Here is a 25,976-nt window from a genome sequence, read left to right on the forward strand (position 1 = left end):
TGCCATCGACAGGACAATTTCAGAAGCCGGGACCGACTGCGTCGGACAGGGCCATTCGCTTCAGGCTCCTGTCTGGTCGTCGGTGGCACCCTCCATCAAGCCATCGAAGACCTCCATCATCGCATTGGTGATGGCCTGCCCGAGCGCATTGCCGGCCCCACGGACATCGTCCTCGGTGCCATCGCGCGCCGCGCGGGCGAGCTCGAAACCCTGATCAGCTACAATCTGCTTGGCCACCTCGATGGCCCAAAGCCCGAAGTCCCCACGATTGTCGATCTGCATTGCCTCTTCCATTATCCGCTCCTATGTCTGGATCGCCTCCTGTTCCACAGGCTCAGATGGATGGCAACCGAGCCCTGCGGCAGGATCGGAGGGTACTCAAAGATACGTTCGGCGGGAGATCAGTGTCATTCGGCATGTGCCCTCGCATTCCTCGGTGGCAGCGGGTGGGGGGTGCCGCAGCTGTCCCCTTCCTGATCAAATCTTGCCAATCGGTCATCAAGCGCTCCTTCGCGCCCTGATGAAGCCGACGCCATTGATAATGTCCTCGACAATCTCAAAGGCGTTAACGCGTTTACGTACATTTGCTGACACGAAGCGGCGATGGGGCGCCCTGCGCCTCCTTGGAAGTAATTCGTGGCAGTAGATGGATCACACCGCGAGCATGGCGAACGCGGCAAGAGCCATTACAGCCGTAGCGGCCCATCCAAAGATCCTCATGACGACCGGGCGGTGTGGTAAAGGAGCTTGCGTTCTAGAGCCAGAGCGCGATACTGGGGCGCGGTTTTTGATCCGTCGGCGTGCCTGACGATTACCTCCCTGCGTATTTAGAAGCTCTGAGCGCTTCTCTTACCTAGAGGTTCGCCGCGTCCGATAACGTTCTTCCTGGAGGTCCCAATGCGCCGAGTCACTTCTCAATACATTCAATTCCGAAATTTTGAGAAGTTGATGGATCATGCGCACATTGAATTTGGGCATTCTGGCCCATGTGGATGCAGGCAAAACCAGCCTTACTGAACGACTACTTTTTGATACCGGCGCAATCGACAAGCTCGGCAGCGTCCACGGTGGAAACACACATACCGACAGCCTCGAACTCGAACGACAACGCGGCATCACCATCGCAGCAGCGGTGGTGTCGTTTTCGGTAGGCGACCTCATCGTCAACCTCATCGATACGCCCGGGCATCCAGATTTCATCGCGGAGGTTGAGCGGGTGCTCCAAATGCTGGACGCTGCTGTGGTCGTCGTTTCAGCTGTCGAGGGGGTGCAACCGCAGACCCGCGTGCTGGTGCGGGCGCTTCGACGCCTTCGTATTCCGTTTGTCTTCTTCATCAATAAGATCGACCGTCTCGGCGCACGTTACTTCGAACTCCTCGACGAGGTGGCCGCGCAATTGGCGGTTCGGCCTATTGCAATGGTAGATATCGCCCACCCGGGGAGCCGAGGGGCGAAGGTCCGTCTCTCAGACATGGCGCAAGAGCCCTTCTTTTCCACGCTCTGTGAAGCTCTCGCGGCGAACGACGAGGCACTGCTCGATGACTATGTCTCATTTCCTGATCGGCTGGGCGTCGCAAGACTGAAGGCGGCTCTGACAGATCAGGTTGCGAAGGGGCTGCTGCACCCGGCTTATTGCGGGATAGCGATGACTGGTCTCGGCGTGCCGGAATTGATCTCGGCTGTCGAAACCTTGCTACCGAGTAAGCAACCGGACACAGATGGGCCGGTCAGGGGAAAAATCTTCAAAATCGAACGCGGATGGGGCAGCGAAAAGATCGCCTATCTCAACCTGACATCAGGTACCATTACGACCCGCAACCACCTCGAGCTGCCGTGGGGATCACCGAAGGTGACGAGCATACAGCTCTTTGGTGAAGGACGATTGGAAAAGGTAAATCAATTCAGCGCAGGACGCGTCGCGAAGATCGGGGGACTGAGCGGTGCCCGCATCGGTGACGAAGTTGGGGGCGGCAGACCTCTGTCGGTAGATTTTCATTTTGCGCCACCTGCCCTTGAAAGCCGTGTTCTGCCGCTTCGACCGTCGGACAACGCGGCACTATGGGTAGCGATGCAGCAACTGTCGGAACAGGACCCATTGATCAATTTGCGCACCAATGATGATGCCAGCGAGATGTTCGTCTCGCTCTATGGCGAGGTGCAGAAGGAAGTCATCCAGGCGACACTGCTGAATGACTTTCGCCTCGAAGTGACCTTTGAGGCAAGCACGACAATTTGCGCGGAGAGATTGTTAGGCACCGGATGCGGACTTGAAGTGATCTTCAAGGAGTCGAATCCGTTTTTGGCAACGATTGGACTGCGCGTCGAGCCACGACCGGAAGGGGCAGGTAACAGCTTTGCCTTGGAAGTTGAGGTCGGACAGATGCCCCTGAGTTTCTATCGCGGGGTTGAAGATACGGTCTTCGAGACGCTCAAATCCGGTGTATACGGCTGGCAGGTGATCGATTGCCACGTAGCCATGACTGCCGCCAAGTACAGTTCGCCATCCAGCACTGCAGCCGACTTCCGAAACCTGACGCCTTTAGTCATGGCGGACGCGCTGTCATCGGCGCAAACAATCGTTTGCGAACCATTCGATTATTTCCATCTCGAAGTGCCGATGACGGCTTTGACGGCGATCCATGCCTTACTTGCGAAGTCGGGCGCAGCCATCAAAGAATCACTAGTCAACGATGGCACTGCACGATTGAGAGGGACGATTGCATCGGCAATGGTTCAGAGCATTCAGCGGCAACTGCCGGGATTGTCGAACGGTCTTGGCGTGTTTGAACATTCTTTCGACCACCATGCACCTATCTCCGGTCCGCAACCTTCAAGGCCGCGTTTGAATGCCAATCCGTTCGACCGTGCCGAATACCTGCAAAGCATCCGCCATGACCGTTAGCGGGCCGTCCAATGCGGCCATTACACAACCAGGCCGACTCCGGAGGCGGCACGTCGATGTGCCGCCAATCTTCTGGCGCTATACTTTGCTTAGTCAGGGACGCAACCGCTTGGGAGTGCGGCTGAGCAGCGTTACCTCCCTAATGCTGGCAGTATTTAGCATGCGCATCAGGAGGCGACCTAGACCTGTGCCCATGCCCCCGTGCGGAGGGCAACCATACCTGAAGAAGTCGAGGTAATCAGAGAGCGCGTCCAACTTGTGTCCTTGCTCGGCGGCTTGAGCCACTAGGCACTCGTAGCGATGCTCTCTTTGCGCCCCGGTCGTTATCTCCATCCCGCGCCACAATAGGTCGAACCCCTTCGTCTGGTCGGGTCGGTGGTCGTGGCGCATGTGATAGAAGGCGCGGCCGCTCGCCGGATAGTCGGTAATAAACAGGAACTCGTGGTTCGTGGTTGCGGCCATGTGCTCGGCAAGGATTCGCTCGCCCTCAGCGCCCAAATCGTCGCGCCTCGGGAGAGCGTGCCCCAGCTCTTTTAAAGTGTCACGCGCCTCTTCGAACGTAAGCTTAGGGAACGGTATAGCCGGTGACACAACGTCGACGCCGAAAAGCCTCATGATTTCTTCGCCATGAGCATCAGCGACAGCGGCAATGGCATGAGATAATAAACGCTCTTCGATCGTCATCAACTCGCGATGGTCCTCAATCCACCCAAGCTCCATATCGATTGACGTAAACTCAGTCTCGTGACGTGAAGTGAAAGAAGGTTCGGCGCGGAAAGCTGGGCCGATTTCGAAGACCTTTTCCATCCCTCCGGCGATTGCCATTTGCTTGTAAAACTGAGGTGATTGAGCAAGGTAGGCCGTTGTGTCGAAGTATTTGACGGCAAACACTTCCGCGCCGGACTCACTGAAGGTCCCCATCAGCTTAGGGGAATGGATTTCGCGGAAACCAAGTCGACGCCAGAAGCCACGCATCGCGTCCTCCAGCGTAGTCTGCACGGCAAAAACGAGTTGCTGAGCCGGATAACGCAAGCTCACCTGTCGATGGTCAATCCACTTGTCCAGTCCCGAGTCTTCAGCAACTGGAAGGCGGGCATCAGCCAGGCCGGCAATGTCGACGCTCTCAATTGCGACTTCCAGACCGCCTAGTTTGACGCTGGGAGCGGCGCTCACCCTTCCCGTTATAATGACGGAACTTTCAGGCGTGAGAACGTCGAGCGTAGCGGTGAGATCGGAATTGTCTTTTGTCTGCGTGAGCTGAACTTTCCCAGTAGCATCACGAAGAATGATGAACCGCATTCGCTTCTGGTCGCGGATTGCCTCGGCGAATCCACATAGCTTGACGCGCTGCCCGATAAGTGAAGGCAGGTCCGAAATAAAGGAACGCGTCAAAGGTAAGGTATGCAACATGACTTTCTCCTGAAACGGAAGCCGGATCGGAGAAGCCAAAGACACAGCACCTTCCGAAACCGGCAGGGGCTGTGGTGATCTATGAGCTACGCTAAGAAGCGCACACGGTATCCACGACCCCGAAAGAGTCGTTATTATTGATCGTTGTTTTCAACGACGTGCTCATGAGGGCACGTTAGTCTCAAGAAGATCGAAATGTAAACCCCATAGCCGTCTGTCCGCTACTTTTAGTTGGCCTCTATCGTCGGTCAGGTCATGCTCCTCGAATTTTTCCGCGAAACAGCGCTCGCTGTAGGAGAAATTCTAGCGGGAAAACGAGATGATCTTCTCGGAGCGCAGATCCTCGAGATCGATCTCGCTCTTCAAGGCCAGCGGGCTGTCCCTAGCGACGGCCAGCAGGTAACGCTCATGGGCAATCGCGAAGAAGCGTAAGGAGCCGATATTCTCCACCGGCGGGATGAAGCGGAGATTGATGCGGCCTGCCTCGATATGGCGGATGATGTCATCGGTGGTGCCGCTTTCGATATGCAGGCGGATACCTTTGCAAGATCCAGCGGGGATCGGGCGTTGCTTCTCGCTCGACGCCGCCTTGACTTCAACGCATTGAGAAACGCTCAGGTCGGAAGGTCGCCAGCATGGGATGCTCGGTATCCGTCACAAGCTCGAACGCGAGCAACTCACCTACGATGAGACCGAGTGTTGCGCCGCTATGGCTGAACGCCACGTAATAGCCTGGGATAGCCTTGATAGCCCCAATCACTGGCTCCCCGTCGCCAGGGATGGGCTTGCCACCAACGCCGATAGAAGCGACCTCGAGTTGCGGATTGCCTTCCATCACCTTCGAAGCTTCTGCCAGAAGCTCTGCAACCACGCTATCGTCGATATCATAGCTGCCGTCTGCGCGCACTGTCACGCCCTCGTCGGCCGCCCAGTCGGCATCCAGCGAGAAGGTGCCGCCTGGCGCTGGGCGAACAGCGACGCGCGGTGTATTCAGAACAGCGCGCAGTGGATGGGCGAGCGGCCGGGTCTGCACAAGAAGGGCGATGGGGGTCCCATCTGAGATGATCAGCCCGCTTTCCGCAGCCATCTTCGGCACGGCTGGGCCGGTCGCGAGCACAACAGCATCCGCTTGATGGCGGAAACCATTTCTAGTTTCGGCGCCAATCGCACGACCACCGTCAATCACGACCCGCGCAGCCCCTTGATCCGTCACCAGAACGCCCCCGAGCGCAACAAACTCCTCAAGAAGGACACCAATCAGCGTCGGCAGATCGACCCAACCTTCGCCGGGATTGAAGATTGCGCCCTGCGGGGTGATTGCGCCCGCGTCGACACCTGGTACGATGCGAGCGACTTCGGCTGCGGAAAGCCTCTGCGCGTCATAGGCAAGCGAAACCTCGTGGCGATAGGCTGCTTCGATCTCGTTGCGCTCGTCGTGCGCGTCCCAGGTCAGTCCCCCATCAAAACGAAGCCATTCCGCATCGGGATTCTGCGCGGCGAGCGTGCGATAACGGTCGATGCCGGCCATACGCAGCTGATGATATGGCTCAGAGCGCATGCGCGCCGAGTTCAGCCAGGAGAGCGAGCGGCCGGATGCGCCGTTGGCGGGCGAGCCGTCATTGAGGATCGTGACCTTGATGCCGCGCCGCGCAAGTTGCACGCCCGTTGAGACGCCGAAGATACCGGCACCGATGATGGCGGTCGAAGAGATGGTGTTGTTGGTCATGGTTGGCTTTCAACTGATTGTTATATGGATGGGTGAAGCGGTCAGGGCTCTTCCCAGTGGCCGCTGGCGGCGGAGCGGAAAAGCGCGTCGATCGCCTTCATGTTCGCGATTGCATCGCCAAGCCCGGTCTCGACAGGCTTGCCGGAGAGAACGGCTTCAGCAAATGCGTCGACCTGTTCGCGATATTGGTCGATTGGCGCGATTGCGATCTCCTCACGACCGCCCCCGGCCAGATCGCGGCCATCGTCGAAGATAAGGACCGTCGCCTCATCGCCCGGTGCGTTGAAAGGAATAGGGATTTCCAGACGCCCGCGCGTTCCAAGCACCGTAACCTTCTGCGTGAGAGCGAGCTGTGTGGAACAGGTGAAGGCAAGCTGCCTTCCCTCCGGGAAGGCCAGCAGCCCGCTCGTCAGGCGGTCCGTGCCAAAGACGGGATCGCGCTCCATGAGCGCAATCGCCCGAACCGGTTCCGCGTCGAACAGGAAACGCGCCGTGTTGATGGCATAACACCCGACATCGAACAGACCGCCGCCACCAATTTCAGCCTGGTTTCGTACGTTCCCGGGGTCGTCGAGATAATAGGAGAAGATCGTCTGGATAACCCGCACTTCGCCGAGGCGTCCCCCGGCGATCAACGCGCGTGCCGTCTTCCATTGTGGATGGTGGCGCACCATGAAGGCCTCTGCGACCGGCAGGCCGGYCGCCTTTTGTGCCGTCGCCAGTGCTATCGCCTGCGCGGCATCAAGCGCGATCGGTTTCTCGCAGAGCACTGGTTTTCCATGCTCCAGCGCCTTGATCGTCAGTGGCACATGCAGATGATTGGGCAAAGGATTGTAGATCGCATCTATTTCCGGATCGGCAAGCAGATCCTCGTAGCTGCCATAGGACTTGGCGATGTCGAAGCGCGCCGCCATCTCTTTGGCCTTGTCGGCATCGCGCGAAGCGATTGCTGCGACGCGCCCCAGGCGACTGGACTGGATGGCGGGAATGACCGCCTTGGCAGCGATGCCCGCGCAACCGAGCACGCCCCATCGTATCGTTCGTGTCATTTTTTCTTCTCCCGACGCTTAGAGCACTTCCGCAAGGAAGCGCTGGAGACGCGGGCTCTGCGGGTTGTCGAATATTGCCTCTGGCGTGCCTGCTTCCACCACGCGTCCCTCGTCCATGAAGACGACCTGATCGGCGACCCTGCGGGCAAACCCCATTTCGTGCGTAACAACGACCATGGTCATGCCGCGCATGCCGAGTTCGGCCATGAGGTTGAGGACGCCCTTGACCAATTCCGGATCGAGTGCACTCGTCACCTCATCGAACAGGATGACTTCCGGTTCCATGGCAAGCGCACGGGCAATGGCGACGCGCTGCTGCTGGCCGCCGGACAGACCGCCCGGACGATGGTGCTGGCGGCTGGCAAGGCCGACATCGGCAAGCCTTGCCTTGGCGATGCGTTCTGCCTCGGCTGCCGGCAGGCCTTTGATTTTCGTCAGTGACAGCATGACGTTTTCCAGCGCCGTGTGATCCGGAAAGAGGTTGAAATGCTGGAAGACCATGCCGACCCGGCGGCGCAGCGTTTCCGGCCTCATGGAGAGAATGCTTTCACCGTCAATGAGAATATCGCCGCTCTTGGGCTCGACCAGACGGTTGAGCCCACGCAAAAGGGTGGATTTGCCAGAACCGGACGGGCCGATGATGCAGGTGACGCTGCCCGGCTTTACCGAAAGGTCGACTCCCTTCAGCACGTCAAGGTCGCCGTAGGCCATACCGAGACGGCGCACATCGAGGCTGCCGCCCTTGAACGAGACATCGGTCGCGCGAGCGGCACTGTCGAGTTCACTGACTTCCTCCAGCCCACTGGTGATGACAAAGGGGCGCGGCTTGCCAATCCGCAGGCGATTGTCGATCGCGTTGACGACATGGGTGAGTGGCACTGTGACGATGAGATAAAACACACCCGCCAGCAGGAGCGGTGAAAGGTTGCCGGTCACCACCGCCTGGTCCTGTCCTACGCGAAAGATCTCGCGCTCGGAGGCCAGAAGCCCAAGGAAATAGACAAGGCTTGAATCCTTGACGTTGCCGATGAATTGGTTGACGAGGGCCGGCAGGACGCGTCGCACGCCCTGCGGCACGACGATAAGCCGCATGCCCTGGCCGTAGCTCATCGATAGCGCCCGGCAAGCCTCCATCTGGCCACGATCGACGCTCTGGATACCAGAGCGGAAAATTTCGCCGATATAGGCGCCGGCAATCAGGCTCAGCGCCAGGATGCCAAGCGGGTAAGGCGACGGACCGAAGAGTTCGCGGCCAATGCGGGCAAAGCCCTGGCCTATCAGGAGAATTGTGACGATGGCGGGAAGGCCGCGAAAAATATCGGTATAAAGACGAGCGGGGATGCGCAGCCAGGGCGAGCGGGAAATGCCCATGATCGCGAGCACCATGCCGATGGCGACGCCAAGCACCGTCGAGGTCGCAGCCAGGATCAGCGTATTCTTCAGACCGACCGTGATCATCGTCGGCAGCACTTCAGCCATGGCATCCCAGTCGAGGAAGCTGCGGCGCAGGTTTTCAAGCCAGTCCATTCGGAAATCCCTTGAAAGAAAGGCCGGTCCGACCAGTGAAGGCCGGACCGGAAGGCGGCATTACTGCTTGGGAAGATATGCCTGCGGCATCGGTGTACCGGGGAACCATTTTTCGTGCAGCTTTTTCCAGGTGCCATCCTGCATCGCTTCTTTCAGGCCCTTGTTCAGCGCCTCGCGCAACGCATCGTTACCCTTGCGGATGACGAAACCGGCGGGCGCATCGAAGCTTGGAATGTTGACCGCAATCTTCAGAGCGGGATAGCGGGCGGAGTAGTCCTTCGCAGCCTCGAAATCGAGGAAGTGGGCGTCCACCGTGCCGTTATTAAGCGCGGAAACGGCAGAGTTATTGTCCGGGAACTTGACGAGATCTGTGCCGGCAAAGTTCTTCTCGGCATAGATTTCCTGCAATGTGCCCTGCACGACGCCGAGACGCTTGCCCTTGAGGCCGGACGCGTCGGTAATACCAGCCTCGGGAGACAAGACGCTTAGGAAACCAGCCAGGTAACCGTCGGAGAAATCAACGGTCACCTTGCGCTTGTCCGTCGTGCCAATCGCAGCGGCTGCGACATCGAAGCGGCCGTTGGCGACGGAGGGCATCAGGGCCGAGAACTCCTGGCCGGTGAAGACCACCTGCTCCTTCTTAAAGCCGAGGCGTTCGGCGACGTTGAGGAAAAGCTCGATGTCGAAACCGGTAAAGTTTCCGTCCGCGGTTGTGAAGGCATAGGGCTTGGCATCGCCCATCGTGCCGACACTGATCGTGGCGGCATCGATGAGGCCAAGCGGATTGTCGGCAAGTGCCGGCGTCACTGCGCCAGCAAGGGCACCGAGCGTGACCGCGATCGAGGTCGCGCGAATTTTGGCAAAGGCGGATGTGAAGGCTTGAGTAAATTGCATTGCATTTGTCTCCTCTGGCGGCGTTGGTCTGCGATAATTTTGAGGCGCATRGGCCCCATCCGGACGGCGGCATGATCTCACCCACCCGGCCCCAGCAGTTCGCATGTCGGAAGTCTTTTTATGTTTGAGACCGGTCTCAATACCGAAGAGACCGGTCTCTTTTGTTATTGGCAATTGTTATATTCGCATTTGCCACTCGTCAAGTTCTCTTGTAAGCCTACCGGTTATGGACAAAAGCGCGCCAAAATCGGTTTCCGTCACAGTCGCCGACGTCGCGCTCAAGGCCGGCGTCTCGAAGGCAACGGCTGCACGCGTGCTGGGCGGCTACGGAACGGTCAGCGACCGGGTGCGCGAGACCGTCACAGCCGCGGCTCGCTTACTCGATTACCGACCGAACGAGCTTGCTCGCAGCATGACGACGGGACGCTCCGGCACGATCGGAGTGGTAGTGGGTGATATCGAGAATCCCTTCTTCAGCCTCGCGGTGCGCGGCATCTCCGATGTCGCCCGGCGGGCGGGATTCACTGTCATTCTCATCAATTCCGGTGAAGATGTTGACGCGGAAAGAGCGGCCATGCGCACTCTGCTTGCCAAGCGTGTCGATGGCGTCATCGTCTCGCCGGCAAATGACCATGATGTCGAGCACCTGCATGAGGCTATCCGCTCCGGGTTGCCCCTCGTGTTGCTCGACCGCGCAAGCGACACACTCGATGTCGACACCGTGATTGCTGACGACCGGCATGCCGCCGAGAACATCACGCGTCGCCTGATTGCGCTCGGCCACCGGCGCATCGCCTATCTTACCGCCTGCGACACGCCGGACCATAGCTTCCGTGCGGTGGAAGACATCAATACCGGCTCGGTGCGCAGGCGCATCGAAGGCTATCTCGGTGTCTGCCATGAGGCTGGCTTGATCAACATGGATAAATGGGTCCAGGTTGGTGCTATGACGCCAAGTAAGACGCACCGTATCGTCAGCGAAATGCTGCAATCGGCGCAGCGTCCGACGGCGATCATTGCATCGGACAGTATTATTGCCCTGGAGGTGTTCAAGGTTCACCGTCAGCTGGGGCTTAGCATCCCAGACGACGTGTCGCTAATTTCGTTTCACGATGCGGACTGGACGTCGGTAACGACGCCCCCTGTTACCGTCGTGCGTCAGCCGGTCTACGATCTCGGAGCAAAAGCAGCCGAACTGTTGGTCGATCGATTAAGTCGCGAAGGTCAGTCTGCCCGCAAGGTAGTTCTGAAAACGGAGTTCGTTGAACGCGCTTCCACGGCAAAGTGCGTTGATCGCGTTGACTGCTCTTGAAAGGAATCGAACCACCGATCTGCAATCTGTTTGAATTCATCACGTTCGTGGGCACGAATGAGCACTTTCGTCAACAATTGCGAGATACGGTATATAGAGGAAACGTACTCGCTTGCGGCCGTCACTTCCTCGATGAAGGCAAACACTCCAAGTCAGCAAGCGTCACGTTGACTGTCGCAGCGGATAAGCCTGTCATTCTCAATGAGCTGGTTGGCCGTGAGCTTCCATGCGCAGCATGGAACCACGTCTCCCAGCTTGCCGTCGACACCTTTCAGAGAGTTATGCGGCTCGCGACCCTATTTGGCAGGTTGATTGGGCGAGACCCGGCTCCGTCTCCACGGCACTCCGAGCTCACGTTCTCTTCTCGCGTGGCGACGTATAATTCGATCCGATCCCGACCTCGTGCCTTCGACTGATAGAGAGCTTGATCGGCTTGATTGCGCAAGTCTTTCAGATCACCAACACCATCCCAGAGAGCGACGCCAACGCTTGCGCTGGGCCTTACGATTGCCGCGCCGGCAGAAAATGCAAGGGTATTGATCCCCCGCCTGATTTCATCAGCTTTCGCCAACGCCGTCTCTTCGGTTTGGTTACTTAAAAACAGCCCGAATTCTTCTCCACCAAGGCGGCCATATGACGTTTCCTTTCCCGCGACGACGGCTATGGCTCGCGCAACACCGGCCAGCACGACATCGCCGGTCTCATGACCGTAGCTATCATTGATGCTTTTGAAATAATCGATATCGATCATGATGAAGGCGTGTCCTAGCCCCGGTATCCTTGGAAGGGATGCGAAGAAGCGCTGCCGGTTCGGTATTCCGGTTAGGGAATCCGTATTTGCCAGATGTCTCAACTGCGCTTCGACCCGCTCCTGCACGAGCACGAGCACGAACAGGGCAAGCGAGAAGTGGCAGATAATCAGCAGAAAGAACGCGTAGCGGGGTGCAATTGGGCCATAGTCCGGAAAGACCATTCCGACGGTGACGAGCACCGAAAATACCGTCGCGGCCAAAAGAGATGCAAGGAGGCCCCACCTTGCCGGCAGACGATCCGCAAAAAAGTCTCTCAGGACGCTGGCACCGGAGGCAGTAAGGAAAGCTGCGGCAGCCGCATTGAAAATCGCGGCGCGCGTCGGATTGTCCGCATACCAGCGCATCCCCCCAACTGCGGCCGACAGGATCAGCGCGGCGGCGAGCAAAAGCCAGTCAGACCTTTTTTGCTGGCGGCAACTCAGCTGGAGCAATCCCATCGCCATCAGCGAATAGCCTGTGACGCCGACGGAAAAGCTTCCGAAAGTCCAAAACTCGAATGCGACCAAGCCCTCCTCTCCCATTCCGGCAATCGTTGATGCGAAGGCAAGAAGGCAACAGCCGGTCGCGAGAAGACCAAGCCCAGGTTCTCTGGACCGCCACCTGACGTAGGAAAAGCAGATCGCGCCGACGATGAAAGAAGATTTATGGAGAAGAAGAACTGTCGCAAGATCCATCGTCAAACCGAATACCAGCTGGGACAAGGACGCATAATCGCTAATGACTACTTTTGAATGAACCGGATTAAAAGGCGGAACGTCGGGAGGCGGCCGGTCCCAAGTGCTCGCAGCAATCGCTTCCTCACGAAGGTTTGGCATGCTTCTCGCCGTTCCATTGTTGCCGATGCTCGCCGGAGCATGTATCCGATCGCCGAAAACCTAGTCGCAACACGCTCAGAGGCCATACTTTTTCTCGCAGCCAACTGGCCTGAGCCGAATAACTAAAATGCCATCGTGTAGGATATTGCCGCGCTTACCGCGCTGGCCGGAGGCGATCTGGGCTGTACTTGGCCCTCTCGTCCGGGTTGCATTCAGCTGATAGGTCCCCTCGATGCTGTGGCAGGCATTGCTAGGGGCGTCGATGTATACCTTTTCTCGATCGGCATGATGCTGTCGTCCAAGCTCGGCAGAAGAGAAGGCTTGTTCGACTGGATTGCCGCCATTACGATCTCGCACACCAAGGGTTTCCCCAGGCGCCTTTCGTGCTCGTCTATCTCGTTGGCCTCGTTGTAACGGTTTTCCTTTCAAACCACGCGACCGCCGTGGAGCTCACGCCTGCCGTTTATGCAGCTTGCCGATCCGCCCGGGTTCGGGACCCGATATCTTATCTGCTGATATGCGCCTTCATCGCCAATGCGGCGAGCTTCCTGCTGCCGATCTCCAAACCGGCTAATCTCGTGATCTTCTCCGGCGGTGAAATGCCGCCTTTGTCACGCTGGCTGTCGACATTCCTACTACCGTCGATCGTTTCCATCGCTGTCACGTTCATATGCTTCTATTGCACGCAGCGGCGCACCCTTTCGGAAGAAAGCCTCGCCGTCAGTGCCGCCCGAGCGGTTGTCAAGGACCAAACACCTGGCATTATCCGCGGGGCGCAGCATCTTATCAATTTGAACATCCGACCCACCCAGCGTGACCGACGGCACAGTGCTCTCTGAGCACCCGCCAAAAATCTCCAAGAGCAAGCGGCGCCTCAGTTGGCTCCCATGATCATCCCGATCAGTTCCGGAACCGACTCCTTCTTTGGCACTACCGAGCCTGCAATCCGCCCCTGCCGCATGACAACGGCCCTGTCAGCCACTTGGACCACGTGGTCCATGTTGTGGCTAATTAGAATTACCGAAACGCCGCGCTCCGGAAGCGACTTGATCAAGCGGAGCACCTGAGCTGATTCACGTACACCGAGTGCGGCGGTAGGCTCATCCAAGATGACCACCTTGCTCGCGAACGCCACCGCTCGAGCGACGGCAACCGCTTGACGCTGTCCGCCGGACATCAGCCCGATCTCCTGACCAGGATTCAACGCCTTGATCCCGAGGTTGTTTGCAGCGCCGACCCAACCGGTTGCCTCCCGAGTCTTATTCAGGAAGCCAAAGGGCCCCATCCAACTCGGCCATGTCTTCTCGCGACCGATGTAGAAATTGGAGGAGACATCCAGATTGTCCAAAACGGCGAGATTCTGAAACACCGTTTCTATGCCGGCACGACGCGCATCGCCCGCCGAACTCAGCGAAAGCTTCTCGCCAGCTAGGTGGATATCACCTTCATCGAGCTGCATGACGCCGCTGATCGCGCGAACCAATGTAGTCTTCCCAGCTCCGTTGTCGCCGAGGAGAGCGAGGATCTCGCCTTTGTGGAGGGTTAGGTCCACACCGCCCAGGGCAGTGACGAACCCGTAGGATTTCACGGCGTTGCGCACCTCTAAAACAACGTTGCTGTTCATCGCATTGCCCTCGCCGCACGTGCACGGAGTTTTTCTTCGAAGTAACGACGGAGAACGTCGAGTTCGAGCGCCAAGAGGATGGAAGCGCCAATGGCAATTGCTTCCCAGAATGGAGAGACGCTCATCAGGTTGAGACCATTGCGGATGACACCGATGATTAGAGCGCCGATCAGGGCGTTGACGATATGGCCCCGACCGCCAAAGAGGCTGGCCCCGCCGATGATCACCGCCGTAACGGCGTCCAGTTCCATTCCCACACCTGCGAGCGGTGAAGCGGCATCCGTGCGGCCGGCATAGATCAGCCCGGCGATGCCTGCGGTCATGCCCGACAGCATGTAGCAGCTCATGATGACCCGGTCCCGCGGAACCCCCAACCATCCCGCAACATCTGGGTTACCGCCAACGGCATAGATCCACCGGCCCCAAAGCGTCCTGAGCGTCAGAACCGCGAGCACCAGCGTAACGAACGCAACGAGTATCGCAGGGACCGGAACGCCCCCAATCGACCCATTGCCAGCGGCTTGCACGAGAGGTGCCATCCCGATGTGCTCGGTGCCACCGCTCAGAAGAAGCGCCATGCCTCTACCGATACCCAGCGTCGCGACGGTGACGATCAAAGGCTGCGGAATTCCACCCTTCACGATCATGAAGCCGTTGAACAGCCCGAAGAGTGCACCTGCCGAAAGGAAGACCACGACATGGAGTAGACCGTTGTCGATGCCGGAATCCATCATCAAACCGGACAGGACCACCGTCAGACCAAGGACGCTACCTACCGAAACATCGACCCCCCGCACGATGATGACAAGCAGCTGCCCTAGCGCCAGTGTTGCGATCATCGTTGTCTGCGTCAGGAGGTTCTGGAGATTCCGAACCGTTAGGAAATACTCATTGAGGAAGCTCATTATGATTATGAGCGCTATGAGGATCACCGCCGGTCCCGTTCTCAGGATACGCAGCCCCAATCGAATACCGGGTGCTTTCAAAGCTTCGGAGCTGTCCAGCTCCGGCGTAGTCGGTTGGGCATTCGCCGCACCTGCCACGTTATCTGTGTTGGTGGATGACATGATCGAAACCTTCTGACGTCGGCCGCCGAGCCGAAATCGGCTGAAATTACAACTTTGCGCCCCTGAGCGTCGCCCTGGGGCGCTGTCTCACGCCGGTGCCGTGAATTACTTAGCGGCGAGCTTCGCCTTGAGGTCCTTCACGTAAGCCTCGGCGTTGTCCTTGGTCAGCGGTGTGGCGACAGGCACGACGGTTACCGGCTCAACGGCTTCGTTCTTGGCGACCTTGACGGCGGTATCGATCGCGGTCGAGCCGATAGCTTCGAAAGGATACGGCACGGTGTATTTCCAGTTGCCATCGGACGCGACCGCCTCTGCACCATACAGCTGGCCGCCGATCGACCCCAAAGGCACCTTGCTGCCGCTGGATTTGAGCGCTTGGAGGGAACCCTGTGCGGACACGTCGAACACGTTGAAGATACCGCCCAGATCAGGCGAAGACGTCAACATGTTTTCGGTGATCGTCCGCGCGCTGGCGGGATCGCACTTGGCATCGGCGTCCATAACGACGTTGTACTTTTTCGACTCCGTTGCCTTCTTGAAGCCATTGATAAAGGCATCGGTGTCCGGATTGCCAAGCAGGCACCGGATGATGCCGATCTTCGCCCCTTCGGGTACAATCTGGGCAAACAAATCGCCGGCCTTACCCGATGCGCCAGGAATGTCGTAGAGCACGTCGGAGGCGTGCCCCTTCAACTCGGGTAGACCGGTGTCAAAACCGACGACCTTTATGCCCTGCGCCTCTGCCTTCTTCAGCGCTGGGTAGAGCTGTGCGGCCGCACCGCCATGGTTGATGGCGATTACGTTGTAGTTTTCTGTCATCGCCTTTTCGATGGCGGTGATGAAGTAGTTGGCATTGGTGCGATCTGGACCAGCAACGATGTCGATCTGGACGTCCGGGAATTTCTTCGCCTCCGTCTCCGAAGCCTTGTGCATTCGAACGAACGACTGGTCACCCAGGTACGGATAGATCACAAGCACCTTGGGCTTGTCCGCCGCATATGCGGTAGTGCTCAGCATAGATGCGGCTAGCCCCAGCAGAATGCCGGCTTTCACTGTCAATTTCATTGCTTCCTCCACTTCCCGTTACGATCGATGTCGCTCCAATCTGAAGCTCACTGTGCCGCCTCGACCTCCTGCGGCTTTCGCTGCCGATACTGTCTGTCCCGGGCATCGAACATGTGAAGCGAGCGCATGGCCCGCCGTAACTCTTCATCCGCAGCTAGGCGTCTGTATTCGGCGTAAAGCTCCTGATAATCCGCCAAGCGATCCTGGTTCGGCTCGAACCTCTGGTGGCTGCGTGCCCCAAGTTGCTCAGCGCCCTCGGCAAACGAGCCGACAATCCCAGCCGCGACGGCACCGTGGATTGCGGCACCGAGCGCAGTCGGGTTTTCAACGTCGGGAACCTCAATAGTCCGCCCCAAAACGTCCGCCATTGTTTGGACGAGAAACGGGTTGTTGCGTGTGAGACCGCTCGTCATGATCACGCGCCGGACAGGAACGCCCGCAGCGAGGGCCAAGTCCAGGATGGTTTTGGTTCCGTAGCAAAGAGCTTCGATCAGGGCCCGATAAATCCCCGCAGCCGTCGATTTGAGGCTCAGGCCAACGAGTAGTCCGGAAAGGGCTGAATCCGCGAGCGGGATGCGGTTGCCGGCAAACCAGTCGAGAGCCATGACGCCGCCTTCGCCTGGGCCGAGCGCTCGGGCGGCTTCGTTGTAAGAGGCGAAGTTTTTTGAGAGGTCGGGGTCGCGAGGAAACGTCTTGACGTACCATGCCAGCATATCACCGAAGGCCGCCTGCCCCGCCTCGTAGCACCATAGGTTCGGCAGAACAGCACCAAATGCCGCTCCCTCAAGACCGGTCGGCAAGCCTCGTCCCTCGTCGTCCAGGATAAGGAATCCGGCAGAAGTTCCGAGCGCGCCAACGAACACACCTGGGGCGACGGCACCGACAGCAGGCAGAACAACGTGACTGTCGATCACTGCGACGGAAACAATGGCATCGCCCAGGAGGCCGGTGCGTTGACGCCACTCAGCTGTCAAAACGCCTGCCGCGCTACCGACCTGCGAAGGCGGAGACAGCCGCCGAGTCAGCCCGGGCACGACATCTTGCGGGTAGCCTGACGCTGCGGAGAATTGCGCCTTGTAAGAGGCGAAGTCCAAGCTTCGCATTTCGTTACCGGTAAGCTGCCATACGAGCCAGTCGCCCGCCTCGATGAAACGGTCCGTATCGTCCCAGATTCCGGGTGCCTCGGAACTCAGCTGAGCCGCCTTCGCGATCAACCATTCTCCAGATAGCTTGCCACCAAAGTTTTCGAGATACTCCCCGCCGCCAGCGTTGATCGCATCCGCCTGAGACTGGGCCGAGTGCTTCCACAGCTTCACATAGGCGTGTGGGTCTTCCGGGTTGAGTTCAGCGAGGGCCGTCCCATCCGCTCTCGCGGGCATTGGTGACGAAGCTGTAAAGTCGATACCAATTCCGTCAATGGTCTTTCCGCTTCCTAGCGCGGAAAGAATTTGTTCGGCGGCCTCCGTGTAGTCAGAGGGAACCTGTAGGACGAAATTCGCGGGCAAGGCATGGCCCATAAGGGAATTCGTCAAAATACCATTGGTGTAGGGGTGGACGTGATGTCCCTCCTGTGCGCCGGTCCGGGAATTCACCAGGATACCGCGGGCTGACTCCGATCCGAAATCCATGCCGATGAGATAGGTGTCGGCCATGCCGTTATCCTTTTCTCGCTTCGAGCATCGTTCTGACACGATCAACGACAGCCTTTGCAGTGATGTTGAAGTGTTCGAAAAGCACCTCGGCGGGGGCGGACTCGCCGAACGTGTCGATACCGACGACGGCTCCCTCGAGACCGACGTATTTACGCCAGTAGTCCGTCACTCCGGCCTCGACAGCGAGGCGCGGCAGGCCGCGCGGGAGTACGATGTCCTTGTAGGCGTTCTCCTGGCGGTCGAAGGCGAAGGTTGAGGGCATCGATACGACGCGAACGTGAATGCCTTCCGCGGCGAGCCGCGTCTGGGCTTCTATGGCCAGTCCAACTTCAGAGCCCGTCGCGATAACGACCGCAGCAAGTGCTCCCCCCTCCTGCTTGAGGATGTATCCGCCGCGCCGGATGGCCGCCAGTTTGTCGGCGTCGCGGGTCTGGAAGGGAAGATTTTGTCTTGAGAGGATCAGACTGGTTGGGTTGGAGACATTCTCGATCGCGACATGCCAGGCGACAAGCGTTTCCGCTGTGTCGCAGGGCCGCCAGACGTCCATGTTCGGCATTAAGCGCAACGTCGAAAGCTGCTCGATCGGCTGGTGGGTTGGGCCGTCCTGCCCCAGTGCGATAGAGTCATGCGTAAATACATGGATAGCGCCGACCTTCATCAGCGCCGCCATCCGCAAAGCATTGCGGGCATATTCGGAGAACATCAGGAAGGTGCCGCCGTACGGACGTACGCCACCATGGCGCAACATCCCGTTCATGATCGCGGCCATGCCGAATTCGCGGACACCGTAGTAGATGTAATTGCCAGAACCGGACTGGCCAAGCGCACGCGTTCCGCTCCACATCGTGAGGTTCGAACTTGCCAGGTCGGCCGATCCCCCAACCAATTCGGGAACCAGCGGCGCGACAAGCTCCAGAACGTTCTGGCTCGCCTTTCGGGTCGCTATCGTTTCAGCTTTCGCGACTACGGCCTTGAGGCCCTCTTCCATCTTTGCGGCAAATTCCGCCGGCAGCTCGCCGCTCATCCGGCGGTCGAACTCCGCTGCAAGCACTGGGTATTCGGACCGATAACGGTCGAAAACCTGCAGCCATTTTGCTTCTCGCGACGCTCCTGCAGCAGTGGCGTTGAATCCCTCGTACACCGTTGCTGGGATGTCGAAAGGCTCGTCATTCCAGCCCAATGCCGCCCGGGTAAGTGCGACCTCGGCAGCACCGAGCGGGGAACCGTGGCTATCGTGGCTATCGGCCTTGTTGGGCGACCCCTTGCCGATCGTGGTGCGGCAGCAAATCAGGGTCGGTCGGTCGGTCTCCGCCTTCGCCTCAGCAATTGCACGATCAACGGCTTCGACGTCGTGACCGTCGATCCCGCGGATCACGTGCCAGCCATAGGCTTCGAAACGCTTGGGAGTATCATCGGAGAACCATCCGCCGACATGACCATCGATGGAGATGCCATTGTCATCGTACACTGCGATGAGTTTCCCAAGGCGCAGCGTACCTGCGAGTGAACAAGCCTCGTGACTGATCCCCTCCATCAAGCAGCCGTCGCCCAGGAAAACGTAAGTGTGGTGATCGACGATGTTAAGTTCGCTCCGGTTGAACTCAGACGCCAAAAGCCGTTCGGCGATGGCCATCCCGACCGCGTTAGCTACACCCTGCCCCAGTGGACCGGTCGTCGTTTCCACACCAGGGGTGTAACCGAATTCCGGGTGCCCTGGTGTCCGGCTATGCAGTTGCCTGAATGCCTTGAGATCCTCGACGGTAACGTCGTAGCCGGTCAGATGAAGGAGGCTGTACAAGAGCATCGAGCCATGACCATTCGACAGAACAAAGCGGTCGCGGTTCACCCAGTTAGGGTTGGCCGGATTATGCTGAAGATGACGTGTCCAGAGAGCAACCCCGATTTCCGCCATGCCCATCGGCATACCAGGGTGACCTGATTTGGCTGCCTCCACGGCATCCATTGAAAGCGCTCTGATGGCGTTGGCGAATGTGGCGTTGCTGTGAGACATATTTTCCATGACTTTATTCATGCGGGAATAAGGGCTGACCTAAGCCACCGGTTGTGGCTTAGGCCGTTGCTTGGGCAAAATCGGCCGCGGTCGCCGCCCCGGTCATTATCGCTACGGCGTCGGACATCGTGACGACCCGTGGATTGACCACGGCAGCACGCCTTCCAAGCCTGTGAATGTGGATGCGGTCGGCGATCTCGAAGACGTGGGGCATGTTGTGGCTAACGAGGACGATCGACAGTCCCCGCTCACGAACGCCCTGGATCATGTCCAGAACCTTCCGCGACTCCTTTACACCGAGCGCCGCGGTGGGTTCGTCCAGGATGATCACCCGTCCACCGAACGCACAGGCCCTCGCAACAGCGATGCCCTGGCGCTGGCCACCCGAGAGCGTCTCCACGCTTTGATGGATGTCCTGAACAGTCATCAATCCAAGGTTTGAGAGATGACGCCGTGCTTCAGCTGCCATCTTTGCTCGATCGAGTAACCGAAACATCGAACCGCGCATGCCGCCGACCCTCATTTCCCGTCCGAGAAAGAGGTTATCGGCGATGGAGAGTGCCGGCGACAGCGCGAGGTTCTGGAATACCGTTTCGATACCGGCTGCTCGCGCGTCCATAGGGGACTTAAAGGCAGTCAGCTTGCCGTCCAGCCTGATTTCCCCCGCGTCCGGGATGACCGCGCCGGCGAGCGCTTTGATCAAGGTCGACTTGCCAGCCCCGTTGTCCCCGATAACCGCAAGGATTTCCCCCCGGCGCAGCTCGAAGTCGGCGCCGTTAAGCGCGACGACATTGCCGTAGGTCTTGGTGAGGCCACGACCTTCAAGAGCGAGTCTCTGGCTCATGCCGCAACCCTCCGAATCCACTGATCAACGCCGACGGCGGCTACGATTAGAATTCCGACGGAGAACTCCTGCCAAAGCGCATCGAGCCCAGCGAGTGCGAGACCGTTGCGAAACACACCAACGATTAATGCCCCGATCAGGGTTCCGACGATCGTCCCGCGACCACCGAAGAGGGAAGTTCCGCCGATGACCGTTGCCGTGATGGAGTCAAGGTTTGCAGTCGAGCCTGAGGTGGGGCTGATAGCGCCCACGCGTCCGATCAGTGCCCAAGCGCCGATCGCCGAGATAAGACCAGCGCATCCGTATACCGCGAGCAACACGCGCCGTGTATTGATACCGGCAAGTCGAGCAGCATCGGGGTCATCACCGGTGGCGTAGACGTGCCGACCGAACGCTGTGCGGTTGAGTACGTACCAAGCGCCGGCGGCAAGAGCGAGCATGAGGACGGTCCCCATGGTGATGCGCGCTCCGCCGATTTGAAGGGCTGCGCCCATCCACTGCAGGATCGGAGCAGCCTCGGCTACTTCCTGCCCGCGGATTGTCTGGCTGCCGGAGTACCATAGGTTCAGCGCACCGAAGACGCTCCAACTGCCCAAGGTAACGATGAAGGGAGGTAGGCGGACGTAGGTGACAAGCACGCCGTTGATCAGGCCGCAGAGAAGCCCGGCTGCTAGTCCGATAAGGAAAGCGAGTTCAGGTGGCAAACCGGCGACGATTGCGAGGCGACCCATCATGGTCGATGTCAGAACCATGATAGCCCCAACAGACAGGTCGATACCGGCGGTTAGGATGACGATCGTTTGCGCTATGCCGATTATACCGATGATCGTAACCTGCTGCAGAATGAGCGACAGATTGAAGGGCTGGAAGAACCGTCCGCCAACGACCACCGAGAAGACAATGACGCTAGCGGCCAAGACGATGAAGGGCACCATCGTTGGGTTGCTGTGAAGAAACCGCTGCAGCCGACCGAGGGGGCTATTACGCTTGTTTTCGAATACAGCGACCGCGTCGTCACTTTCTGAAAGACGTGCTTCGAAGCTGGCCGACGTCGCCGCCACCTCGTTTGAATCTGTCATGAGGATACACCCTATTTGGGCTCGCTATGAAGCTGCTGACGCTGGTCCCGCTGATCGACGGCGGGACCAGGTAGCGAGCTGCTCGAAAGCGAGCGGAGTTAGGTTGACGATAGTGTCCGGGCGCAAAGCACCCGGAGCACCAACGGGATYAACCCCAGCATGCTTTCAAGGCCTCATCGGACGTGATCGAGTCGACGCCGGGGACCGGTTTGTCGGTCACGAGCGTGACACCTGTGTTGAAGAAGGGAAGACCTGGGCTGGCCTCTGGCTTCTTGCCGGATTTCACGTATTCCACGATAGCCTCGACACCGAGCGAAGCCATCTTCAACGGATACTGCATCGATGTCGCACCGATCACGCCTGCCTTGACGTTCTTTACGCCCGGGCAACCGCCGTCGACTGACGTAATGAGCACTGACCCCTCTTTTCCGGTTGCCTTGAGCGCTTCGTAAGCACCGGCAGCGGTCGGCTCGTTGATCGTGTAAACGACCGACAGGTCGTTATCCTTCTGGAGAAGCGTCTCCATGCCCGTACGGCCACCCTCTTCCGATCCCTGGCCCCACTGATGGCCAACGATGCGGTTGTCGTCTTCATCGAGGTAGCGCGAGACATCCTTTGGATCGATGCCAAAGCCCTTCATGAAGCCCTGATCTCGGGCAACGTCGACAGTCGGCTGGTTCTCCAAAGCATCCAGGAATGCCACCTTCGCTTTGGTGGGATCTGCAACGCTTTTTGCAGCCCAGGCACCGATCAATTCGCCCGCCTTGAAGTTATCCGTTGCAAAAGTGGCATCGGCAGCGTTAGCCGGCTCGAGCGGGGTGTCGAGAGCGATAACAAGAATGCCCGCCTTGCGAGCCTGCTCGACGGCGGAAACCAGCGCCTTCGTGTCACTGGGAACCACGAGAATACCCTTCGCGCCCGCGGAGATCAGGTTCTCGACGGCGGCCACCTGGCTGTCGTTGTCGCCGTCGAACTTCCCGGCAAAGCTTTGAACCTTCACTCCACCGAGTTCCGCCGCTTTCGAGGTCGCACCCTCACGAATCTTGGCGAAGAACGGGTTAGCGTCCGTTTTGGTAATAACGCCGATGAGGATGTCCTCGGCAAGGACGCTCCCTGGCAAGCCAGCAATGCCAGCGCCGACGAGAAGTGCAGCTAGGCCCAAGCGCCGTGACGAGACGCTGTTGTGCAAGGCGTTTTTAAGCTGACGGATCATTTAAGTACCTCCCAGATTGACGAACCGAGACCCCACCTCCGAGGCCAATCGGTCTAAACGCGAACGTTAATGAACCGTGTTCTGCTCTCTGTCAATCATATCACCCATATCTTTTGTATAATTTTATACGTAATTAGCGACTATTAAGTTGATTTTCATCCGCGGTTTTGGAAAAAATCTTCGTGCCGGCCTCGTCACGCGGCGCAGGAAATGTAAGAAAATGAGCATTCATGACTGACAGGATCCATCCATGCCCAGCACCAACCAAACCCACGGGAAAACCAGGCAGAGCGGTGCGGGCGATGTCAGCTCCGACAAAGCAAGCGGACAGATTCTCTCACTTGTAGGATCTGGCAGAGCCCGATCGCGGAGCCTGTTGACCGAACTGTCGGGCCTCTCTCGAGCGACAGTTCATCAGAAGCTGGGGAATCTGATCGATGCCGGGCTGATCAGAGAAACGGAGGAAACGCTTCCAAGCGGGGGCCGCCCGACTCGGGCGTTGGACCTGAACAGGGATTTCGCGGTCGTACTATGTGCCGACATTGGCGAACAGCATATTCGGGTAGCACTTACCGACCTTCGCCCGGCGATATTGGCGGAAATTTCCGAAACGTTCGATATCCTTCGCGGCCCGACGATCGCCCTTGAGTGGATCGAAGAGCAGTTTGAAGCGCTTCTCGCTGCCACCGGTAAAGCTACGAGCGATGTGATTGGAATCGGTATCGGCCTTCCAGCACCCGTGGACTACGCCAATGGCCGTGTTGTAGGACCGTCGGTCCTGGTCGGATGGGATAATTTCGACATCCGTGGGCATCTTGGCCAAAGATTTGGCGTGCCGGTCTATGCAGAGAACGATGTGAATCTTCTCGCTCTCAGTGACCATCGGCTACGCCGTTCGACTGTCAGCGAAATGGTTTTCGTGAAGATTGGTACGGGCATCGGGAGTGGAATTATCACTGAAGGCCGGCTCTACCGCGGGGCTCAGGGTGCCGCTGGTGATATCGGACATATACAGTTTGCTCGGGAGCCAGCGCCCCTATGTCGATGTGGGAAGGTCGGCTGTGTTGAGGCGCGGGCGGCAGGTTGGGCGATTGCTCGTGAACTTCGTGATGAAGGGATCGAGGCTCGAAACGCACGAGATGTAACCCAGCTAGTGCGGGCGGGCCAGCCATTAGCTATCCATCTGGTACGTGAGTCCGGACGCATCCTTGGCGAGGTCATGACCAGCCTTGTAAGCATCCTGAACCCAGAGATGATCGTAATCGGCGGCACGCTAGCAATATTGGACGATCATCTCCTCGCCGGCGTTCGGGAACTTGTCTACAAACGTTCGCTGCCACTTGCTACCAGAGAACTGGATATAGTCATCTCGCCTCCGGACCCTGACGCCGGGATTGTCGGCGCGGCGTTCCTCGTCATTGAGGAACAAATGAAAGAGGCGAACGTAGACGGCGTAATAACGCGCCACAGCCAGCGACTCTCTAAGCGCTCTTCGCTTGTGTCATAGAAAATCCGCGTTTTCTGCAGGCGTCGCAACTGACGGGACTGAGGTCATTGGCTTATTGCGCGAAGAACGCAATCTGGTCACCGTTCGCGCTCGCGGTGACCCTGATCTCGATGAGTGTGACGAAGGTCAATCTCATGGGTATCGGGTCAGAGCGAACCGTATGTAGTGGGTAAGCGCTAAAGGAGGTATGCCCCAAGTCCTTCGTCGAAATCCTGCACTAAGACGAACAAGAGTTGACGACCGGAATGAGAGCGCTAGGGCGGCCGTGGTCACAATTTGCACCCGGGTGCACCAGCGGCCCTTTGGTCGGAGGAAGACCGAAGCCGAAACGCCCTCGTTAGCTTGAGTAGCGAAGCTACGAGGTGCTGATTGACACCATCGGCGGGACCAACATTGCTGCTCTTCTGCGGTGAAGCAACCAATTCGCCAAGAAATGACTTCGCATCATCTAGCGAGTTATCATTCGGCACGTCGGGGTCAAAGGCGTCTGCGACCTAGCKCGCGTTTGCATTGTCGATCTCAAGATGTTCCATAAACGCCGCTTCGTAGCGATGATAAGACAATGCCGCGCATCGGAGCTTCCGGCATAGGCTGCGCCAGGGGCGCGAGAAAGCGGGAATTCGCGTCACGCGCGGGCGTGAGGAAGAGCAGCCGCAGGAGCGTCATCGTCAGCGGTCCGAAGGAGACGCGGGACCGACTGCCCCACGACTGCGTGTTCCGCTTTCGGGCCGATCGCCCATAGCCGTCACCGCGCCACTTATTGCCGGCCACTCCCGACCCCCTTTCGGGCAGGCGACGTCTTCTGCGTCAATGCTTTCGTTGGTCGCTGCCACGCGTCGCCCTCAAAAGGCTCTCGGCCTCGAGGATCGCCTCGTCGATGCGTTCGACCACTCTGCCAAGCACTGGGTTTTTCTCGGCAATCGGTCTGGCAGATTTCAAACACTGAAGAATGAGCTCCACTCGATCCGACATGTCATCTCCATGCGCATGGAAACCTGATTGGAGTGTAGCATTTCGGCTCATGGCGGCGACCCTATACTTGTGATGGTGCCATCGGGATCATCTCCTGCTAATTGGGCATGCCAGTGGCAAAACGCATCATCTGCAGAAATCTCCCGCGCCCTTACCTGCCCGGCCGTACCAGCGACCGCGCGATATCGATGATGTCGTCACGGCCGGCGGTGGGATCTTCCCTGTTCCAGGCAACACCGAGCCCGATCTTGAAGTCGACGCCCCTCACCTTCTTCAATTCGAAGCCGCGGTTCGGCAGATCCTGCGTCCATTCCGGCACGAAGCCGATCCAAGACCGGCCGAGACCAGAGACACCAGCGAGAAGGTATCGTCGCAGGTGTAAGCGACATTGTCGGTCAGATCATGCTTCTCGAACTTTTCCGCAAAATACCGCTCGCTGTAGGAGAGGTTCTGGCGGGAAAAGGAGATGATCTTCTCGGAGCGCAGATCCTCGAG

At 58.5% G+C, this 25,976-nt stretch carries 19 protein-coding genes and 3 pseudogenes; 4 read left to right on the plus strand and 18 right to left on the minus strand.

Translation table 11 applies throughout. The features are described 5' to 3' along the window. Positions 1-60 precede the first annotated feature (60 nt). The gene (locus tag AC1D35_RS21055) at positions 61-294 is read right to left on the minus strand and encodes a hypothetical protein (protein ID WP_477939935.1); all 234 of its coding nucleotides are present in this window, start codon (positions 292-294) and stop codon (positions 61-63) included. A 661-nt stretch (positions 295-955) separates the two neighbouring features. On the opposite strand from AC1D35_RS21055, the gene AC1D35_RS21060 reads away from it, so the two are divergent. Further along, positions 956-2,902, plus strand: a complete 1,947-nt coding sequence (locus AC1D35_RS21060) for a GTP-binding protein (protein WP_477939937.1) — start codon at positions 956-958, stop codon at positions 2,900-2,902. A gap of 93 nt (positions 2,903-2,995) precedes the next feature. Here AC1D35_RS21060 and aspS read toward each other — a convergent pair whose 3' ends face one another. From aspS to AC1D35_RS21090, 6 genes and pseudogenes are all read right to left on the minus strand, one after another. Beyond that, the gene (aspS, locus tag AC1D35_RS21065) at positions 2,996-4,312 is read right to left on the minus strand and encodes an aspartate--tRNA(Asn) ligase (protein ID WP_477939939.1); all 1,317 of its coding nucleotides are present in this window, start codon (positions 4,310-4,312) and stop codon (positions 2,996-2,998) included. 306 nt (positions 4,313-4,618) lie between these two features. Then, positions 4,619-4,849: pseudogene (locus AC1D35_RS21070) on the minus strand (LysR substrate-binding domain-containing protein); the annotation flags it as partial. A 58-nt stretch (positions 4,850-4,907) separates the two neighbouring features. Next, a complete protein-coding gene (locus AC1D35_RS21075; RefSeq protein WP_477939941.1) occupies positions 4,908-6,038 on the minus strand; it encodes an NAD(P)/FAD-dependent oxidoreductase in 1,131 nt (376 codons plus the stop codon). Between the two features lie 41 nt (positions 6,039-6,079). Further along, entirely contained in the window at positions 6,080-7,087 is a 1,008-nt protein-coding gene (locus AC1D35_RS21080; RefSeq protein ID WP_477939943.1) for a Gfo/Idh/MocA family protein, read from the minus strand. Between the two features lie 18 nt (positions 7,088-7,105). Next, complete coding sequence (locus tag AC1D35_RS21085; protein WP_113334948.1) at positions 7,106-8,614, minus strand: amino acid ABC transporter permease/ATP-binding protein; 1,509 nt, start codon at positions 8,612-8,614, stop codon at positions 7,106-7,108. Between the two features lie 60 nt (positions 8,615-8,674). Further along, on the minus strand, positions 8,675-9,508 hold the full coding sequence (locus AC1D35_RS21090; protein WP_477939946.1) for an ABC transporter substrate-binding protein: 834 nt from the start codon (positions 9,506-9,508) through the stop codon (positions 8,675-8,677). Between the two features lie 226 nt (positions 9,509-9,734). Between AC1D35_RS21090 and AC1D35_RS21095 the strand changes: the two genes are divergently transcribed. After that, positions 9,735-10,820, plus strand: coding sequence for a LacI family DNA-binding transcriptional regulator (locus AC1D35_RS21095; protein ID WP_477939948.1), 1,086 nt, complete (start codon positions 9,735-9,737; stop codon positions 10,818-10,820). Between the two features lie 271 nt (positions 10,821-11,091). Here the strand turns inward: AC1D35_RS21095 and AC1D35_RS21100 are convergent, their stop codons facing one another. Then, entirely contained in the window at positions 11,092-12,447 is a 1,356-nt protein-coding gene (locus AC1D35_RS21100; RefSeq protein ID WP_477939950.1) for a GGDEF domain-containing protein, read from the minus strand. 127 nt (positions 12,448-12,574) lie between these two features. Between AC1D35_RS21100 and AC1D35_RS21105 the strand changes: the two are divergent. After that, positions 12,575-13,166 (plus strand): annotated as a pseudogene (locus tag AC1D35_RS21105) (SLC13 family permease); the annotation flags it as partial. Between the two features lie 155 nt (positions 13,167-13,321). Here AC1D35_RS21105 and AC1D35_RS21110 read toward each other — a convergent pair. The 8 genes from AC1D35_RS21110 to AC1D35_RS21145 all read right to left on the minus strand — a co-directional run bounded on the left by AC1D35_RS21110 (position 13,322) and on the right by AC1D35_RS21145 (position 23,002). Continuing rightward, positions 13,322-14,071, minus strand: coding sequence for a sugar ABC transporter ATP-binding protein (locus tag AC1D35_RS21110; RefSeq protein WP_113334945.1), 750 nt, complete (start codon positions 14,069-14,071; stop codon positions 13,322-13,324). Then, positions 14,068-15,138 (minus strand): ABC transporter permease, encoded by a 1,071-nt coding sequence (locus AC1D35_RS21115; protein ID WP_115038270.1) that lies wholly within the window; start codon positions 15,136-15,138, stop codon positions 14,068-14,070. Before AC1D35_RS21115 ends, AC1D35_RS21110 begins: the two co-directional genes overlap by 4 nt. A gap of 105 nt (positions 15,139-15,243) precedes the next feature. Then, positions 15,244-16,203 carry a sugar ABC transporter substrate-binding protein gene (locus AC1D35_RS21120; protein ID WP_477939954.1) on the minus strand — a complete coding sequence of 320 codons (960 nt, stop codon included), beginning with the start codon at positions 16,201-16,203 and terminating at the stop codon, positions 15,244-15,246. Between the two features lie 47 nt (positions 16,204-16,250). Beyond that, positions 16,251-17,855 carry an FGGY-family carbohydrate kinase gene (locus tag AC1D35_RS21125; RefSeq protein WP_477939956.1) on the minus strand — a complete coding sequence of 535 codons (1,605 nt, stop codon included), beginning with the start codon at positions 17,853-17,855 and terminating at the stop codon, positions 16,251-16,253. 4 nt (positions 17,856-17,859) lie between these two features. Further along, the gene (tkt, locus tag AC1D35_RS21130) at positions 17,860-19,866 is read right to left on the minus strand and encodes a transketolase (protein WP_477939964.1); all 2,007 of its coding nucleotides are present in this window, start codon (positions 19,864-19,866) and stop codon (positions 17,860-17,862) included. A 58-nt stretch (positions 19,867-19,924) separates the two neighbouring features. Beyond that, complete coding sequence (locus AC1D35_RS21135; RefSeq protein WP_477939958.1) at positions 19,925-20,710, minus strand: ATP-binding cassette domain-containing protein; 786 nt, start codon at positions 20,708-20,710, stop codon at positions 19,925-19,927. Then, positions 20,707-21,789: an ABC transporter permease gene (locus tag AC1D35_RS21140; protein WP_477939960.1), complete on the minus strand. Its 1,083-nt coding sequence runs from the start codon at positions 21,787-21,789 to the stop codon at positions 20,707-20,709. Before AC1D35_RS21140 ends, AC1D35_RS21135 begins: the two co-directional genes overlap by 4 nt. 148 nt (positions 21,790-21,937) lie before the next feature. Next, positions 21,938-23,002 carry a substrate-binding domain-containing protein gene (locus tag AC1D35_RS21145; RefSeq protein WP_477939966.1) on the minus strand — a complete coding sequence of 355 codons (1,065 nt, stop codon included), beginning with the start codon at positions 23,000-23,002 and terminating at the stop codon, positions 21,938-21,940. Positions 23,003-23,252: 250 nt separating this feature from the next. On the opposite strand from AC1D35_RS21145, the gene AC1D35_RS21150 reads away from it, so the two are divergent. Beyond that, on the plus strand, positions 23,253-24,509 hold the full coding sequence (locus tag AC1D35_RS21150) for an ROK family transcriptional regulator (protein WP_113334937.1): 1,257 nt from the start codon (positions 23,253-23,255) through the stop codon (positions 24,507-24,509). Between the two features lie 807 nt (positions 24,510-25,316). On the opposite strand, the gene AC1D35_RS21155 is transcribed toward AC1D35_RS21150, so the two are convergent. Together AC1D35_RS21155 and AC1D35_RS21160 are read right to left on the minus strand one after the other, a co-directional pair. After that, positions 25,317-25,481 carry a hypothetical protein gene (locus AC1D35_RS21155; RefSeq protein ID WP_477939962.1) on the minus strand — a complete coding sequence of 55 codons (165 nt, stop codon included), beginning with the start codon at positions 25,479-25,481 and terminating at the stop codon, positions 25,317-25,319. A gap of 151 nt (positions 25,482-25,632) precedes the next feature. Next, positions 25,633-25,976 (minus strand): annotated as a pseudogene (locus tag AC1D35_RS21160) (LysR substrate-binding domain-containing protein); the annotation flags it as partial.

This window comes from Rhizobium sp. P1_E6 (genome assembly GCF_056405875.1).

Bases quoted from the DNA above. Each gene is read 5' to 3' on its own strand.
- tkt (WP_477939964.1), bottom strand. From the start codon at position 19,866: ATGTCTCACAGCAACGCCACATTCGCCAACGCCATCAGAGCGCTTTCA.
- AC1D35_RS21150 (WP_113334937.1), top strand. From the start codon at position 23,253: ATGCCCAGCACCAACCAAACCCACGGGAAAACCAGGCAGAGCGGTGCG.
- AC1D35_RS21155 (WP_477939962.1), bottom strand. From the start codon at position 25,481: ATGTCGGATCGAGTGGAGCTCATTCTTCAGTGTTTGAAATCTGCCAGA.
- AC1D35_RS21060 (WP_477939937.1), top strand. From the start codon at position 956: ATGCGCACATTGAATTTGGGCATTCTGGCCCATGTGGATGCAGGCAAA.
- AC1D35_RS21100 (WP_477939950.1), bottom strand. From the start codon at position 12,447: ATGCCAAACCTTCGTGAGGAAGCGATTGCTGCGAGCACTTGGGACCGG.
- AC1D35_RS21075 (WP_477939941.1), bottom strand. From the start codon at position 6,038: ATGACCAACAACACCATCTCTTCGACCGCCATCATCGGTGCCGGTATC.
- AC1D35_RS21095 (WP_477939948.1), top strand. From the start codon at position 9,735: ATGGACAAAAGCGCGCCAAAATCGGTTTCCGTCACAGTCGCCGACGTC.
- AC1D35_RS21110 (WP_113334945.1), bottom strand. From the start codon at position 14,071: ATGAACAGCAACGTTGTTTTAGAGGTGCGCAACGCCGTGAAATCCTAC.
- AC1D35_RS21085 (WP_113334948.1), bottom strand. From the start codon at position 8,614: ATGGACTGGCTTGAAAACCTGCGCCGCAGCTTCCTCGACTGGGATGCC.
- AC1D35_RS21115 (WP_115038270.1), bottom strand. From the start codon at position 15,138: ATGTCATCCACCAACACAGATAACGTGGCAGGTGCGGCGAATGCCCAA.
- AC1D35_RS21090 (WP_477939946.1), bottom strand. From the start codon at position 9,508: ATGCAATTTACTCAAGCCTTCACATCCGCCTTTGCCAAAATTCGCGCG.
- AC1D35_RS21120 (WP_477939954.1), bottom strand. From the start codon at position 16,203: ATGAAATTGACAGTGAAAGCCGGCATTCTGCTGGGGCTAGCCGCATCT.
- AC1D35_RS21055 (WP_477939935.1), bottom strand. From the start codon at position 294: ATGGAAGAGGCAATGCAGATCGACAATCGTGGGGACTTCGGGCTTTGG.
- aspS (WP_477939939.1), bottom strand. From the start codon at position 4,312: ATGTTGCATACCTTACCTTTGACGCGTTCCTTTATTTCGGACCTGCCT.
- AC1D35_RS21135 (WP_477939958.1), bottom strand. From the start codon at position 20,710: ATGAGCCAGAGACTCGCTCTTGAAGGTCGTGGCCTCACCAAGACCTAC.
- AC1D35_RS21140 (WP_477939960.1), bottom strand. From the start codon at position 21,789: ATGACAGATTCAAACGAGGTGGCGGCGACGTCGGCCAGCTTCGAAGCA.
- AC1D35_RS21125 (WP_477939956.1), bottom strand. From the start codon at position 17,855: ATGGCCGACACCTATCTCATCGGCATGGATTTCGGATCGGAGTCAGCC.